A 15,527-nucleotide genomic window follows, 5' to 3' on the forward strand; every position below is an offset into this window, starting at 1 on the left:
CCGCTTACTTCGCGTCGCCGGCCGGAGCGGCAGGCTGGGCGGCCGCTGCCGGCTTGGCCGGAGCAGCGCCCTTCTCGGTGGCCTTGACCGGCATGCCGGGGCCGATCTTCTGCAGGCCTTCGACGATGACCTTGTCGCCGGCCTTCAGACCGTCCTCGACCAGCCACTTGTCGCCAACCGTGCGGCTGACCTTGACCGGGCGCACTTCGACCTTGTTGTCCTTGTCGACCACCATCGCGGAGGTGTCACCCTTCGGATCGCGGGCGATGCCGGCCATCGGCACCAGCACCGCATCGCTGCGCACGCCGCCGCCGATCACTGCGCGCACGTACATGCCCGGCATCAGCAGGCCGTCCGGGTTGTCCACCTTCACGCGCAGGCCGAAGCTGCCGGTGGCCGGATCGACGCTGACTTCGGAGAACTCCAGCGTGCCCTTGTGCTCGAAGGTGCTGCCGTCTTCCATCAGGATGCTGACCGGCAGCGTCTGGTTGTCCTGCAGGCGGCCGGCGGCCAGTTCGCGGCGCAGCTGCAGCAGCTCGGCCGAGGACTGGGTCAGGTCGACATAGATCGGATCCAGCTGCTGCACGGTGGCCAGCGCATTGGCCTGGCCGGCGTTGACCAGCGCACCCTGGGTGACGCTGGACTTGCCGATGCGGCCGCTGATCGGCGCGGTGATACGGGCGTAGCCGAGGGTGACGTTGGCCGCATCCAGCGATGCCTTGGCGGCGCCGACGTCGGCCTCGGCCTGCTTCTGCGCGGCCACGGCGTTCTCCAGATCCTGCTGGCTGACCGCGTCGACCTTGGCCAGCTCGGTGATGCGCCTGGCGCTCAGGCGGGCGGCATTGGCGGTGGCTTCTGCGCGGGCCAGCTGGGCACGGGCATTGTTGGCCTGGGCGCGGTAGCTGGCGTCGTCGAGCTGGTACAGCGGCTCGCCGGCCTTGACCATGCCACCTTCCGTGAACAGGCGCTTGGCGACGATGCCATTGACCTGCGGGCGCACTTCGGCGACCAGGAAGGCATTGGTACGGCCCGGCAGTTCGCGGGTCAGGCCCACGGTCTCGGACTTCAGCGTGACCACGGTGACGTCACCGGGGCCCTGTTCGGGGGCCTGGGGTTGGCCGCCGCAGGCAGCCACGGTCGCGGCGATGGCCAGCGACAGCGCGATGGGTCGGATTCGGCTCAGCAACATGACGGAAAGGCTCTCAGGGGAAGGAATCTCAAAACGCGCTGATACAGGTCGAAAGCGCCAGCAGGCAACGCTCACCGGCGGGGAGAAGCAGCCGGCAACGGCCTGCCACGCACACGGCGGGAATGATGGGACGGAAATATACATACATGCGTGTTTGTTTGTAAACAGGTACAATTCAGCCACGTTTCACCCGCACTCGTACCCATCCATGGCCCGCAAGACCAAAGAGGACACCCAGGCAACCCGGGAAGGCATCCTTGACGCCGCCGAAGCCTGTTTCCATGAACACGGCGTGGCCCGTACCACGCTGGAGATGATCGGCGCCCGCGCCGGCTATACCCGTGGCGCGGTCTACTGGCACTTCAAGAACAAGAGCGAGGTGCTGGCCGCGATCGTTGAACGGGTGCACCTGCCCTTCATGCAGGAACTGGAACGCACCTCCACCGAGCAGCGCGACACGCCGGTACACGACCTGCGCGCGGTGATGATCCACTCGTTCATCGAGCTGTCCGAGGACGAGCGCCTGCGCAAGACCATGGAGATCATGCTGCGCAGCGATGCCTCGGCCGACACCAAGGTGCTGACCGAAATGCAGCAGGCCGGATTCCGCGATGCCCTGGACCGGATGGAGCGTGCGCTTCGCCGGGCCCGGGACCTGGGCCAGCTGCGCGAAGGAGCGGACCCGAAGATCGCCGCGCGCATGCTGCACGCCACCGTCCTGGGCGTGCTGCACGGCGCGATGGTCGAACCGGAACTGATGGACCTCAGGCGCGACGGCATGCTCGCGCTGGACATGACCCTGGCCGCCTACGTGAAGGATGGCGTGTTCGTGCCCGGAACGGTGCCCGAGCCGTTGCCGGACGCGTGAGCGGCGCTGCTGCCACCACCGCCGTACCCATCTGAGGACAGACCCATGATCCTGGACAATGTGGTGTGGGGCTTCATCGGCTGCGGCAGTGTCACCGAGAAGAAGAGCGGCCCGGCCCTGGCCAGCACACCCGGATCACGGGTTGCAGCGGTCATGCGCCGCAATGCGGCGTTGGCCGAGGATTACGCGAGGCGCCATGCCATTCCCCGTTGGTACGCGGACGCTGATGCGCTCATCGCCGATCCGGAAGTGAACGCGGTGTACGTCGCAACGCCTCCCTCGACGCACATGCAGTACGCGCTGCAGGCGATCGCCGCGGGCAAGCCGGTCTACATCGAAAAGCCGATGGCCATGGATCACGCCGAATGCGAACGCGTACTGGAGGCCAGCGCACGCCGCGGCGTGCCGGTGTTCGTGGCCTATTACCGCCGCGCCCTGCCCCGCTTCGCACAGGTGAAACAGCTGCTGGACAGCGGCGCGATCGGTACGCCGCGCAGCGTGCGCGCCACCCTGCATCGGCCGCATTCGGCGAATGCCGCCTCGCCGGACTTCTGGCGGACCCATCCGGCGATCGCCGGCGGCGGGCTGTTCGTCGATCTGGGCTCGCATACCCTGGACCTGCTCGACCATCTCCTGGGGCCGCTGAGCGATGTGCGTGGCCTGGCCAGTTCGTTGACCGGCGCCTACGCCGCCGAGGACAGCGTCTCGATGTGCTTCCGCACCGGAATGGGCGCGCATGGCATCGCGCAATGGAGTTTCTGCGCCTTCCGCCGCCAGGATGAGATCGAGATCACCGGCGACCGCGGGCAGCTGCGCTTTGCCACCTTCGAGGACGTTCCGGTGGTTCTGGAGACCGAGGCGGGCGTGCAGGCGTTCGATATCCCGAACCCGCCAGCGGTCCAGCAGCCGTTGATCGCCTCCCTCGTGGACGAACTGCGTGGCAACGGCTGTTCACCGTCGACCGGCATCAGCGCTGCGCGCACCAGTGCGGTGATCGACCAGGTACTGCAGGCCTACCGCGCCCGGCACCCGCACTGACCGCCAACAAAAAGGCCGCCTTTCGGCGGCCCCATAGCTTTGCAGAGCCGGGCATTACAGGATGTAGCGGCTCAGGTCCGGATCCTGCACCAGCTCGCCCAGGTGTGCATCGACATAAGCACGGTCGATGGCCAGGGTTTCGCCGTCGCGGTCCGGTGCCTCGTAGCTGAGCGAATCCAGCAGGCGCTCCAGCACGGTATGCAGGCGGCGGGCACCGATGTTCTCCTGGCGCTCGTTCACCTGGAAGGCGATCTCGGCCAGACGATCAATGGCGTCGGCAGTGAAGCTGACCTTGACGCCCTCGGTGGCCAGCAGCGCTTCGTACTGCTTGGTCAGCGCGGCCTTCGGCTCGGTCAGGATGCGCACGAAATCGTTCTTGCTCAGCGCCCCCAGTTCAACGCGGATCGGGAAGCGACCCTGCAGCTCCGGAATCAGATCGCTGGGCTTGGCCAGGTGGAACGCACCGGAGGCGATGAACAGGATGTGGTCGGTTTTGATGGTGCCGTACTTGGTGGACACGTTGGAGCCTTCCACCAGCGGCAGCAGGTCGCGCTGCACGCCTTCGCGGGACACGTCGCCACCGCCCACGTTGTCACCACGCTTGGCGACCTTGTCGATCTCGTCGATGAAGACGATGCCGTGCTGCTCACAGGCCTCGATCGCCGCCGTGCGGATATCGTCTTCGTTGACCAGCTTGCCGGCCTCTTCTTCCACCAGCAGCGGACGGGCGGCCTTGATGGTCAGCGTGCGCTTATGCGCCTTGGCGCCGCCGCCGAGGTTGGCGAACATCGACTTCAGCTGCTGGCCCATTTCCTCCATGCCCGGTGGGGTCATGATGTCCATGCTGACATTGGCGGCCAGGTCGAGCTCGATCTCGCGCTCGTCCAGCTCACCGTTGCGAAGCATCTTGCGGAACTTGATGCGGGTCTCGTTGTCCTGCGCCGACGGTTCGTTGCGGGCGACTTCCGGATCGAAGCCGATGCCACCGCTGCGGCGCGGCAGCAGCGCATCGAGGATGCGGTCCTCTGCGCGTTCTTCGGCCTGGGTACGCACGCGCACCTTGGCCTGTTCGCGGTACAGCTTCACGGCCGTATCGGCCAGGTCACGGATGATCTGCTCGACATCCTTGCCGACGTAGCCGACTTCGGTGAAGCGGGTCGCTTCGACCTTTACGAACGGCGCGTTGGCCAAGGTGGCCAGGCGGCGCGCGATCTCGGTCTTGCCGACGCCGGTGGGGCCGATCATCAGTATGTTCTTCGGCATCACTTCATTGCGCAGCTCAGGGACCAGCTGCATGCGGCGCCAGCGGTTGCGCAGGGCGATGGCCACGGCGCGCTTGGCGTCGTGCTGGCCCACGATGTGCCGGTCCAGTTCCTGCACGATCTCGCGCGGGGTCATGGTGGCGGAGGAAACTTCGATCTTCGACATGGATGTGCTCACGGATTCGTTGTCGGTAGCGCCGGGCCATGCCCGGCGGATCGGGAGGCCTTACAGCTCCTCGACCACCACGTTGCGGTTGGTGTAGATGCAGATGTCGCCGGCAATGCCAATGGCTTCGCTGGCGATGGTGCGCGCATCCAGTTCGGTGTGCGCCATCAGCGCGCGTGCGGCCGACAGTGCATAGGAACCACCGGAACCGATGGCGATGATGCCGTCCTCCGGTTCGATCACATCGCCGGTGCCGCTGATGATCAGCGAGGTTTCCTTGTCGGCCACTGCCAGCAGGGCCTCGAGCTTGCCCAGGCGGCGCTCGGTGCGCCAATCCTTGGCCAGTTCGACCGCAGCGCGCTGCAGCTGGCCGTGCTTTTCCAGCTTGGCCTCGAACAGCTCGAACAGGGTGAAGGCATCGGCGGCGGCACCGGCGAAGCCGGCCAGCACCTGGCCATCACGACCGAGGCGGCGCACCTTGCGCGCGTTGCCCTTCATCACGGTGTGGCCCAGCGTGACCTGGCCGTCGCCGGCAATGGCCACGTGCTCGCCGCGACGGACGCAGACGATGGTGGTGGCGTGGAAAACGTTGGGATTCTGACTGGGGTCCATGCGGCCTCCGATAGCTGTTCCCGGGACATGGGGACAGCGCCGGGTGCGATCAAGCCTGTGCGGATGGCTGCCGTTCAGCGCTTGGCTTGCGATGGCCGATCCGGATTGGGCTCGATGCCCCAGGCGATATACCAGTCTTCGCCCTGCGTCTCGATCGGATGCTGGGTGCGACCGGAGCCATTGCCGCAGGCCAGTGCGTCAGCTGCGCAGTAGCGGTCGCAGCCCCAGCAGATGCGCTCGGGATGCTTCGGATGCAGCGGAATGGGCTTCGCCATGGTGGCGGGTTCCTCGTGGCCTGCGGCCACGATGCGCCGGTAGCGCCCGCCCTGCCCTGATCCAGATCAAGGGCGGGCTATTCAGCCGTGTCGCCCTTGTTGCGGCGCTTCGCGCGTGGATGCGCGGCGTCGTAGACCTTGGCCAGGTGCTGGAAATCGAGGTGGGTGTAGATCTGGGTGGTGGCGATGTCGGCATGACCAAGCAGCTCCTGCACGCCACGCAGATCGCCGGATGATTCCAGGATATGGCTGGCGAAACTGTGCCGCAGCATGTGCGGGTGCACGTGCTTGAACAGGCCCTGGCGCTGCGCCAGCTGGCGGATGCGGATCTGCACCGCGCGTTGGCTGATCGGCCCGTTGCGGCCGGGAAATACCGGCGAGGCCGGTCCACCGCCACTTTCCGTGCGCCACGCCTGCAGTGCTTCGCGCGCTGGCCTGCCGAACGGCACGCGGCGCTGGCGATTGCCCTTGCCCAGCACGCTGACCAGGCCGCTGTCGAAATCCAGATCGCGCCAGGTCAGCGCGCAGACTTCGCTCAGGCGCAGGCCGGAGGAATAGAACAGTTCCAGCAGCGCGCGATCACGGCGGCCCAGCTCGCCTTCCGGTTCCAGCTCGACCAGCTGCACGGCTTCGTCGGCGTCAAGCACCTGCGGCAACCGGCGCGGCGCACGCGGCGCCTTCAGCGTCGCCGCCGGACTGACCTCGATGCGCCCGTGCTTGAGCAGCCAGGCATAGAAGCTGCGGCAGGCCGACAAGCGGCGCTGCAGGCTCTTGGCCGACAGGCCGCGGCGATGCTCGTCGGCGACGAACTGGCGCACCGCGTCAGCATCAAGCGCCTCCACCGCTACACCACGTGGCTCGGCCCAGACCGACAGCGCATCCAGGTCGCGGCGGTAGGCATCAAGCGTATGCGCCGACATCCGCCGTTCCACCTGCAGGTGCTGCAGGAAGGCCTGTACCGCGCTCATCGTCGTGTCCTGCTCAGCCCGGGAAGCGCTTCAGGCCGGTGACCAGCGCATCGCCCATCATGCGCAGGAACAGCGTGCCCATGCCCGGATAGAAGCGGTTCGGGTCGTGGCTTCCGACCGCAATCAGGCCCACGCCCGGTAGCGGCAGCAGTGCGGTGGTCTGCACTTCCTCGCTGCGCACGCCATACAGCACGGCATTCTTTTCCGGCTGCAGGCGGCCGCAGATCGGCTCGCCATCCTTCAGGCAGTCGCGGAACGGGCCCAGCTGCGGATCATCGGCGGCGATCACCTGCAGCCAGTCGGCCTGCTCCAGCCCGGCCACCGGCCTGTGCACCACCAGCCGTACCAGGTCGCCGGCGAAATCTTCCTGCAGCGAGGCAGCCATAGCACGCAGGGTATCGGCGGCGTTGTCCTGCTTCATCAGCGCCAGGGTCAGCTGATGCGTGCGCACCGCCAGGCGTTCATTGATCTGGGCGGTTGCGCCCAGATCGGCCAACCGTCGTGCCAGCTCGCGGTTCTTCTCGCGCAGCACTTCCAGCTGGTAGCTGGCCAGCGACGCGGTCGGACCGTCATCACGCGGCACCACCAGGGTCAGGGCCAGGTCCGGGAACTGCTTGAGGAAGCCCGGATGACGCCGCAACCAGGCAGCGACTTCGTGGGCCCCGAGCTTGTCGACGGTTTCGGTCATGCGATCCACTCCCCTTCGAAGACGAATGCGGTCGGGCCGGCCATCACCACCGGCTGGCCATCGCCTGGCCACTGGATGCGCAGGTCACCACCGGGCAGGCTGATGCGCGCGTCACGCTGCAGGCGGCCACGCTGCATCAGGGTCACCGCAGCGGCACAGGCACCGCTGCCACAGGCCAGGGTTTCACCGACGCCGCGCTCATTCACACGCAGACGTGCATGCGCCGGGCCCATCACCTGTACGAAGCCCACGTTCACCGAGCGCGGGAACGACGCATGCTGCTGCAGCAGCGAACCGACGCGCTCGACCGGTGCGGCATCGATCAGGCCCACTTCAATCACCGCATGCGGATTGCCCATCGATACCGCAGCAAAGCGGACGCTCTCGCCCTGCAGCGGCAGCAGGTATTCCTCGCGCGCGTGGGCGAAGCCCATCAGCGGCACGTTGGCCGGCTCGAACGCGGGCACCCCCATGGTCACCGCGAACTGGCCCTCGCCCAGCATCTTCACTTCGTGGCTGGCCAACGGGCTGTCGATGACGAATGCACCGCCCTGCGCACTGCCCTCGCGCACCAGCCAGGCCGCGATGCAGCGCGCGCCGTTGCCGCACTGCTCGGAGTTGGAACCGTCGGCATTCCAGATGCGGTAGGACGCCACCGAGCCTTCCGCGCGCGGTGCTTCGATGGTCAGGATCTGATCGCAGCCGACGCCGGTGTGGCGGTCGGCCAGGCGCGCGGCCAGTTCAGGCGTGGGCGGCGCAGTGCCGTCACGCAGGTCGATCACTACGAAATCATTGCCCGCGCCATGCATCTTGCTGAAGCGCAGCGCCTTGGAACCGGCCTTACTCATTCCCGCCGCCCACCTTCTTCGCAGGCGCAGGCGCCGGTTGGGTGGTCGGTGCAGCCGGGTCCACGGTCGTGGCCGGCGTGCCGCTGCCCTGGGTCTCGGTCGGGGTCGCTTCGGTCGCGGGCTCGGCAACCGGTTCGACGGTTTCTTCCACCGGCACCGGCTTCTGCGGCAGTACCAGCGGGCCCTTGTTGCCGCAGGCGGCGAGGAACAGCAGCGAAGCCGCTGCCAGCGGAATCAGGATGGCGTTTCGATGGGGGGTCTTCATGCCCCGAGTATAGCCACTGGCGGCTGAGCGGTTGGTGCAGGGGATCGGGTTGCCGGCCAGCGGCCGGCACCACCGCAGGGGTTCAATCCGCGGGCGGCGGCAGCGGCCGGGTCCACAGCCAGATCGCCACCACGGTCATGCTGCCGATCGAGAACCACTTCACCCAGGCGATCGGCACGCACCACAGCATGATGCCGGCGCATACCGCCATGGTGATCGTGGCCATCCACTTGCCGTAGCGGCTGACTGCACCATGCGCCTGCCAGTTGGCGATGGCCGGGCCAAAGCGTGGATGCTGCAGCAGCCAGCTGTGCAGGCGCTCGGAGCCGCGCGAGGCGGCCCACGCCGAGATCAGGATGAATACGGTGGTCGGCAGGCCCGGCACGAAGATCCCGACGATGCCGGTACCGAGGCTGACGTACGCCAGCAGCCACCACGCCCAGCGGAAACGCACCACGCGCGGTGGCGCGGTGGCGTCGCGAGGGGCGGAAGGATCTGGCGCGCTCATGGCCGCAAGGATACCGGTTCAGGGTGCCAGGCAGTGCCCGGCACCCTGTCGCCATCACGGCTGGGCGATGCCCAGCTGCTGCAGCACGAACGCATACGACTCGGACAGCTCGCGGTAACGCTGGAAGCGCCCCGACTTGCCGCCGTGGCCGGCTTCCATGTTGGTGCGGAACAGGATCGGGTAGGGGCCGGTGTTGTCGTCACGCAGCTTGGCTACCCACTTGGCCGGTTCCCAGTACTGCACCTGCGAATCCCACAGGCCGGTGCCCACGAACAGCGCCGGATAGGCCTGCTTCTTCACGTTGTCATAGGGCGAGTAGGACAGCATGTAGTCGTAGTACGGCTTCTGTTCCGGGTTGCCCCACTCGTCGTACTCGTTGGTGGTCAGCGGAATGGTCGGGTCGAGCATGGTGGTGACCACATCGACGAACGGCACCTGCGCCACCATCACCCGGTAATCCTGCGGGGCCTGGTTGGCCACCGCGCCCATCAGCAGGCCACCGGCACTGCCGCCGGATGCGGCGACGCGATCCTTCGCCGCCCAGCCCTGTGCCACCAGCCCTCGGGTGACGTCGATGAAGTCGTTGAAGGTGTTCTGCTTGTGCAGCAGCTTGCCGTTCTCGTACCAGTCGCGGCCCATTTCCTGGCCACCGCGGATGTGGGCGATGGCATACACCACGCCGCGGTCGAGCAGGCTCACCGCGGTCTGGTTGAAGTACGGGTCCATCGACATGCCGTAGCTGCCATAGGCGTACTGGAACAGCGCGCCCTTGCCATCCTTCTGGTAGCCCTTGCGGTAGACCAGCGACACCGGCACCTTCACGCCATCGCGCGCGGTGATCCAGACGCGATCGGTTTCGTACTTCGAGGCGTCATAGCCGATCACCGGCTGCACCTTCAGCTGGCGGCGCTCGCCGGTGGCGGTGTTCAGTTCGAACACCGTGGTCGGGGTGGTCATCGAGGTGTAGATGTAACGCAGCCACGGCGTATCGGCCTCGGTGTTGTCGCCCAGGCCCATCGAGTACGCCGGCTCGTCGGCCTTCACGTAGTCGCTGCGACCGTCCTCGAACAGCAGGCGGATGCGTTCCATGCCCTGCGAACGCTCGGCGATGGCGGTGTAGCCATCGAACAGTTCGAAGCCTTCGATGAACACCGCATCGTCATGCGTGATCCAGTCCTTCCACTGCGCGCGCGAGGTCGCATCGGTCGGTGCGGTGACCAGCTTGAAGTTCTTCGCACCATCGTTGGTACGGATCACCCAGCGGCCGTCGTAGTGATCGGCGTCGTACTCGACATCGCGCTGGCGCGGGGCCAGTACGGTGAAGGTGGTCGGGTCGCTGGCGGGTGCATAGCGCTCTTCCGAGGACACGGTGCTGTGCACGCCGATGGTGATGAAGCGATCGTCGCGGGTGCGGCCGATGCCCATGTAGAAGCTGTCGTCCTTCTCTTCGTAGACGACGGTGTCGGCGCTGGCCGGGGTACCCAGCACGTGCTTCTTCACGCGCACGGTCAGCAGTGTTTCCGGATCGTTCTCGACATACAGCACGGTGCGGTTGTCGTCGGCCCAGACCAGGTCGCCGGAGCTGCCGGTGATCACATCGGGCAACACCTTGCCGGTGGCCAGGTCCTTGAAGCGGATCGTGTACTGGCGGCGGCCCACATCATCATCGGCCCAGGCCAGCAGCTGGTTGTCCTGGCTGACCTCCATCGAGCCGACGCTGAAGTAGCCCTTGCCAGCGGCCATCATGTTGACGTCCAGCAGGATCTCTTCGGCCGCGTCCATGCTGCCCTTGCGGCGCGCGTGGATGGGGTAGTCCTGGCCGGTCTCGAAACGGCTGTAGTACCAGTAGCCGCGCTCGCGCGCCGGCACGCTGGAATCGTCCTGCTTGATGCGGCCGACGATCTCCTTGTACAGGGTGTCTTCCAGCGGCTTCAGCGGTGCCAGCAGCTGGTCAGCGTAGGCATTCTCGGCCTGCAGGTAGGCCAGCATGTCCTTGTTCTCGCGCTTGTCGTCGCGCAGCCAGTAATAGTCATCGTTGCGGGTCGCGCCGAACGGCGCCTTGACCACATGCGGGTGCTTGGCGGCATCCGGCGGAACGGGCGGCGTGGCGGCGGTAGCGGTCGTGGTCATCAGGCTCGCAAGCAACAGGCAGAGAGTGGATTTCATGAGATAAGGCTCCAGGCGCATCAATGCAATGGTCTTCGGCGGGGTCAGATCCCTTTTCCCGAAAAGGGATCTGACCCCAATCCCTGCAATGCGGCAACCCTGCGGATCGTCATGGGTCATGCCGACCGGCGTACCATGGGCAGATGAGTACCCTGCCCCACACGCCGGGCTACAGCCGGCGCAGCCATGAAATCGCTCCGTTCCACGTGATGTCGCTGCTGGCCCGCGCACAGGCGCTGGAACAGGCCGGCCACGATGTGATCCACCTGGAAATCGGCGAACCGGACTTCACCACGGCCGAACCGGTCGTGCGTGCCGGCCAGGCCGCATTGGCCGCCGGCCATACCCGCTACACCGCCGCACGTGGCCTGCCGGCCCTGCGCCAGGCCATCAGTGGTTTCTATCGCAGCCACTACGGGCTGGACATCGATCCCGAACGCATCCTGGTCACCCCCGGCGGCTCCGGTGCGCTGCTGCTGGCCAGCAGCCTGCTGGTCGATCCTGGTCGCCACTGGCTGCTGGCCGACCCAGGTTATCCGTGCAACCGCCACTTCCTGCGCCTGGTGGAAGGCGGTGCGCAGCTGGTGCCGGTCGGGCCGGACACCGCCTACCAGCTGACCCCGTCGCTGGTGGAACAGCACTGGAATACCGACAGCGTCGGCGCGCTGGTCGCCTCGCCGGCCAACCCGACCGGCACCGTGCTTTCCGCCGACGAACTGTCAGCCCTGTCGCAGACCCTGCACGCGCGGGGCGGCCACCTGGTGGTGGACGAGATCTATCACGGCCTGACCTACGGCCTGGATGCGCCCAGCGTGCTGCAGGTGGATGACAGCGCGTTCGTGCTGAACAGTTTTTCCAAGTACTTCGGCATGACCGGCTGGCGGCTGGGCTGGCTGGTGGCACCGCCGGCGGCCGTGCCCGATCTGGAAAAGCTGGCACAGAACCTGTACATCAGCGCGTCGAGCATCGCCCAGCACGCCGCACTCGCCTGCTTCAGCGAAGAATCGATGGCGATCTTCGAACAGCGCCGCGAGGCGTTCCGCCGACGCCGTGATTTCCTGCTGCCTGCACTGCGCGAACTGGGCTTCCGCATCGAAGTCGAGCCGCAGGGTGCGTTCTACCTGTACGCCGATGTGAGCGCATTCACCGACGACGCGCAGGCGTTCTGCGCGCACTTCCTGGAAACCGAGCACGTGGCATTCACCCCCGGGCTGGATTTCGGCTTCCATCGCGCCAACCAGCATGTGCGCCTGGCCTATACGCAGGAAGTGCCGCGATTGCAGGAGGCGGTGGCGCGGATCGCGCGTGGATTGAAACATTTCCGGTAGCGCCGGGCCATGCCCGGCGAGCGCGCAGCGCGGCAAAGGAGCCGCCGGGCATGGCCCGGCGCTACCGTTCAACGAATGCCCAACGAAAAACGCCGCCCGAGGGCGGCGTTTTTCATTTCATCATTTACCGCCCAACCGCTCCCACAGGAAGCTGTAGGCCAGTGCCGACATGTGCGCGGCCTGCGCGTTGTTGGCCGCACCGCCATGACCGCCTTCGATGTTCTCGTAGTAGGTCACGTCCTTGCCGGCATCGATCATCTTCGCCGCCATCTTGCGGGCGTGGCCCGGATGCACGCGATCATCGCGGGTGGAGGTGGTGAACAGCACCGGCGGGTAGTTCTTCTTCGCGTTGAACAGGTGATACGGCGAGAAGGTCTTGATGAACTCCCAGTCGCTGGTATCCGGGTTGCCGTACTCGGCCATCCACGAGGCGCCGGCCAGCAGATGGCTGTAGCGCTTCATGTCCAGCAGCGGCACCTGCACCACCACCGCACCAAACAGTTCCGGGTACTGGGTCAGCATGTTGCCGGTCAGCAGGCCACCGTTGCTGCCGCCCTGCACGCCCAGGTGCTTGGCGCTGGTGATCTTGCGCTTGACCAGATCGCGCGCCACCGCGGCCATGTCTTCATAGGCCTTGTGACGGTTCTGCTTCAGCGCTGCCTGGTGCCAGCGCGGGCCGTACTCGCCACCACCACGGATGTTGGCGACCACGTACACGCCGCCCTTCTCCAGCCAGGCGCGGCCCATGCCACCGGAGTAGTTCGGAGTCAGCGAGATCTCGAAACCACCGTAGCCGTACAGCAGGGTCGGGTTGGAGCCGTCCAGCTTCATCGCCTTGTCGTGCACCACGAAGTACGGCACGCGGGTGCCGTCCTTGCTGGTAGCGAAGTGCTGCTCGATCACCTTGCCCTTGGCATCGAAGAAGGCCGGCATGGTCTTCAGCGTTTCCGGCGCCTGGCCGATCTCGGCCAGTGCCAGCGTGGTCGGGGTCAGGTAGTCGGTGGCGGTCAGCCACACCGCGTCGCTGTCGTTGCTGTCCACCGCGGCCACGCCCAGCGTGCCGAAGGCCGGCGCGCCGACGAAGCGGCTGGTCTGCCAGCCATCGGCGCCCGGGGTCAGCACCGACAGGCGGTTCTTGACGTCATCCAGCACGTTCAGCACCAGATGGCTCTTGGTCCAGGTGGCGCTGGCCAGCGAGGTGGTCGCGGTCGGGGTGAACAGCACCTCGAAGTCGCGCTTGCCCGCCAGGAAGTCATCCAGCTTGGTGGCCAGCAGCGAACCGGAGGCATAGGTCTTGCCGCCCACGGTCCACGGGTCGCGCAGCTCCAGGGTCAGCCACTGCTTGTGCAGGCCCTTCTCGGCCGAGTTCGGCGCATCAATCTTGGTCAGCGTGCCGTCGTCGCCGCGCAGGTAGATCTCGTTGTTGTAGAAGGCCAGGGTGCGGCTGACCAGGTTGCGCTCGAAGCCCGGGGTGTCATCGTGCATCGCCGCGATGTACATGTCTTCCGGCTTGCCTTCGTACACGGCCGTGGCCGAGGCCATCGGCGTGCCGCGCTTCCACAGCTTGGCCACGCGCGGGTAGCCGGAGGTGGTCATCGAACCGGCACCGAAGTCGGTGTAGACGAACACCGTATCGCGATCGATCCAGCTGAGGCCGCCCTTCGACTCCGGACGGAAGAAGCCGTCCTTGATCCAGCTCTTGTTGGACAGGTCGAATTCGCGGGTGACATCGGCGTCGGCGCCACCGCGCGACAGCGCGATCAGGCAGCGGCTGTAGTCCGGACGCAGGCAGTCAGCACCGTGCCAGACCCAGTTCTCGCCTTCGGCCTTGTTCAACGCATCCAGGTCAAGCACGGTTTCCCACTGCGGCGAGGCCTTGCGGTACTCGGCCAGGGTGGTGCGGCGCCACAGGCCACGCTCGTGCTGCTGGTCCTTCCAGAAGTTGTAGTAGTAGTCGCCGATCTTCTGCACGCCGGGAATCTTGGCATCGGAGTCGAGCACCTCGCGGATGCTGGTCTCCATCTGCTTGAAGGCCGGGGTCTGCGCCAGGCGCGCCTCGGACTTGGCGTTCTGTTCCTTGACCCAGGTCAGCGGCTTGTCGCCGGTGACGTCTTCGAGCCAGGCGTAACGGTCGGTGTCTTCAGCGGCCACGGCGGTCCCCACCGAGGCAGCGGTCATCATGCCGGCCAGCAGGCAGGCGGAAGCGAGTCGTGACATTGCAGCTCCAGGCAGTCATAAGCCTTGGAACGCTAGCACGGAATGTCGCGGTCTCCCCCGTGTCGAAGGTCAGGCCGTGGCCGCGGGGCTGCGCCGGCCACGGGTCGTGCCGCCGGTGCGGCGACGGGCCTGTCCACCGGTACGCCGGGCCAGCCGCTGCCACGACAGTCCAGGCAGCGGGAAGCGCAGCAACGCCCACCAGGCCACCAGCGGCATGCCCACCAGCCACATCGGCAGCCAGCCCAGCCAGGCGTTGCTGACGCGCGCGGCTGGCCAAACCAGCACCAGTGCCAGGCCGGCCAGCGCCACCTGCTGCACGCTGCGCAGCAGGCGTGGATCGGCGCGTTCAATGATGACGCGTTCAGTTGCAGGGCGGCGAACGGAACGTGCGTACATGGGGCTTCTCCGGTGGACAATGCAACACAGTTTGGGCAAGGCCCTTCTCACAGGTTGCGACACCATTGACGGATCGCGTGCACACAGTCGACCATGCGCGTGCAAGCCCACTGGAGCCCGCTCCCGCATGACTTCGATCCGCCCGCTCTGCGCCGCGCTGCTGGCCCTTTCCCTGGCCGGCCCCGCCGTGGCCGCCAGTGAGCCGCCGTCGCCCCGTACCAGTGCCTCTGGTGCAGCTGCCCTGGACGCACCGATCGACCTGAAGCGCTTCATGGGCACCTGGTATGTGATCGGCCGCGTGCCGAACTTCATCGAACGTGGCCATGTCGCCAGCGTCAACGAGTACGAGCTGCGCGACGCGCACAAGGTCGGCATCACCTACCGCTACCGTGATGGCTTCGGCGAACCGCTGCAGGAAGTGCGTGCCCGCGCCAGCGTCGACCCGGACAGCGGCAACCACGGCTGGCGCACCTGGTTCTACCGCGTCGTGCCGACCCATTCGCGGGTGCTGGAAGTGGCGCCGGATTACTCGTGGGCGCTGATCGGCTACCCCGGCCGTGAGATGGCCTGGATCTTCTCGCGCACGCCGGACATGGACAAGGCGCTGTACAAGGAGCTGGCCGAACGCCTGCGCGACGAGTACGGCGTGAACACCGACAAGCTCAAGCGCGTACCGCAGCACCCGGAACAGGTCGGGAAGCTGGGCTACGAAGTGCCGAACGTGCGTTGAGAG

At 66.6% G+C, this 15,527-nt stretch carries 16 protein-coding genes; 4 read left to right on the forward strand and 12 right to left on the reverse strand.

Annotated features, from left to right (window positions below; translation table 11 throughout):
* Window positions 1–4: 4 nt before the first annotated feature.
* A complete protein-coding gene (gene smeD / locus GOC52_RS17645) occupies window positions 5–1,189 on the reverse strand; it encodes a multidrug efflux RND transporter periplasmic adaptor subunit SmeD (protein WP_019337674.1) in 1,185 nt (394 codons plus the stop codon).
* A 208-nt stretch (window positions 1,190–1,397) separates the two neighbouring features.
* Between smeD and smeT the strand changes: the two genes are divergently transcribed.
* Together smeT and GOC52_RS17655 are read left to right on the forward strand one after the other, a co-directional pair.
* A complete protein-coding gene (gene smeT / locus GOC52_RS17650) occupies window positions 1,398–2,057 on the forward strand; it encodes an efflux transporter SmeDEF transcriptional repressor SmeT (protein WP_191850032.1) in 660 nt (219 codons plus the stop codon).
* 45 nt (window positions 2,058–2,102) lie between these two features.
* Window positions 2,103–3,095 carry a Gfo/Idh/MocA family protein gene (locus GOC52_RS17655; RefSeq protein WP_043401018.1) on the forward strand — a complete coding sequence of 331 codons (993 nt, stop codon included), beginning with the start codon at window positions 2,103–2,105 and terminating at the stop codon, window positions 3,093–3,095.
* Between the two features lie 54 nt (window positions 3,096–3,149).
* Here the strand turns inward: GOC52_RS17655 and hslU are convergent, their stop codons facing one another.
* From hslU to GOC52_RS17700, 9 genes are all read right to left on the reverse strand, one after another.
* Window positions 3,150–4,523 (reverse strand): ATP-dependent protease ATPase subunit HslU, encoded by a 1,374-nt coding sequence (gene hslU / locus GOC52_RS17660; RefSeq protein WP_010481393.1) that lies wholly within the window; start codon window positions 4,521–4,523, stop codon window positions 3,150–3,152.
* A 60-nt stretch (window positions 4,524–4,583) separates the two neighbouring features.
* Entirely contained in the window at window positions 4,584–5,135 is a 552-nt protein-coding gene (gene hslV, locus GOC52_RS17665; protein ID WP_005411093.1) for an ATP-dependent protease subunit HslV, read from the reverse strand.
* A 74-nt stretch (window positions 5,136–5,209) separates the two neighbouring features.
* A complete protein-coding gene (locus GOC52_RS17670; protein WP_006393300.1) occupies window positions 5,210–5,410 on the reverse strand; it encodes a DUF3079 domain-containing protein in 201 nt (66 codons plus the stop codon).
* Between the two features lie 77 nt (window positions 5,411–5,487).
* On the reverse strand, window positions 5,488–6,378 hold the full coding sequence (gene xerC, locus GOC52_RS17675; protein WP_100446755.1) for a tyrosine recombinase XerC: 891 nt from the start codon (window positions 6,376–6,378) through the stop codon (window positions 5,488–5,490).
* 13 nt (window positions 6,379–6,391) lie between these two features.
* A complete protein-coding gene (locus GOC52_RS17680; RefSeq protein ID WP_010481384.1) occupies window positions 6,392–7,066 on the reverse strand; it encodes a DUF484 family protein in 675 nt (224 codons plus the stop codon).
* Window positions 7,063–7,914, reverse strand: a complete 852-nt coding sequence (gene dapF, locus GOC52_RS17685; protein ID WP_043401027.1) for a diaminopimelate epimerase — start codon at window positions 7,912–7,914, stop codon at window positions 7,063–7,065. The genes GOC52_RS17680 and dapF overlap by 4 nt, the downstream gene beginning before the upstream one ends.
* Complete coding sequence (gene lptM / locus GOC52_RS17690) at window positions 7,907–8,179, reverse strand: LPS translocon maturation chaperone LptM (RefSeq protein ID WP_019337667.1); 273 nt, start codon at window positions 8,177–8,179, stop codon at window positions 7,907–7,909. The genes dapF and lptM overlap by 8 nt, the downstream gene beginning before the upstream one ends.
* An 82-nt stretch (window positions 8,180–8,261) precedes the next feature.
* Window positions 8,262–8,687 carry a YbaN family protein gene (locus GOC52_RS17695; RefSeq protein ID WP_125437725.1) on the reverse strand — a complete coding sequence of 142 codons (426 nt, stop codon included), beginning with the start codon at window positions 8,685–8,687 and terminating at the stop codon, window positions 8,262–8,264.
* A 54-nt stretch (window positions 8,688–8,741) separates the two neighbouring features.
* Window positions 8,742–10,853, reverse strand: a complete 2,112-nt coding sequence (locus GOC52_RS17700; RefSeq protein WP_191850034.1) for a S9 family peptidase — start codon at window positions 10,851–10,853, stop codon at window positions 8,742–8,744.
* Window positions 10,854–10,996: 143 nt separating this feature from the next.
* Between GOC52_RS17700 and GOC52_RS17705 the strand changes: the two genes are divergently transcribed.
* Window positions 10,997–12,181, forward strand: a complete 1,185-nt coding sequence (locus GOC52_RS17705; RefSeq protein WP_191850036.1) for a pyridoxal phosphate-dependent aminotransferase — start codon at window positions 10,997–10,999, stop codon at window positions 12,179–12,181.
* A gap of 120 nt (window positions 12,182–12,301) precedes the next feature.
* Here GOC52_RS17705 and GOC52_RS17710 read toward each other — a convergent pair whose 3' ends face one another.
* Both GOC52_RS17710 and GOC52_RS17715 read right to left on the reverse strand, forming a co-directional pair.
* The gene (locus GOC52_RS17710) at window positions 12,302–14,398 is read right to left on the reverse strand and encodes a prolyl oligopeptidase family serine peptidase (RefSeq protein WP_010481373.1); all 2,097 of its coding nucleotides are present in this window, start codon (window positions 14,396–14,398) and stop codon (window positions 12,302–12,304) included.
* Between the two features lie 69 nt (window positions 14,399–14,467).
* Window positions 14,468–14,794 (reverse strand): hypothetical protein, encoded by a 327-nt coding sequence (locus tag GOC52_RS17715; RefSeq protein ID WP_043401037.1) that lies wholly within the window; start codon window positions 14,792–14,794, stop codon window positions 14,468–14,470.
* Between the two features lie 127 nt (window positions 14,795–14,921).
* On the opposite strand from GOC52_RS17715, the gene GOC52_RS17720 reads away from it, so the two are divergent.
* Window positions 14,922–15,524, forward strand: coding sequence for a lipocalin family protein (locus GOC52_RS17720; protein ID WP_010481371.1), 603 nt, complete (start codon window positions 14,922–14,924; stop codon window positions 15,522–15,524).
* The last annotated feature ends 3 nt before the right edge of the window (window positions 15,525–15,527 follow it).

It is taken from the genome of Stenotrophomonas sp. SXG-1 (assembly GCF_014083965.1).
GTDB lineage: Bacteria > Pseudomonadota > Gammaproteobacteria > Xanthomonadales > Xanthomonadaceae > Stenotrophomonas > Stenotrophomonas geniculata.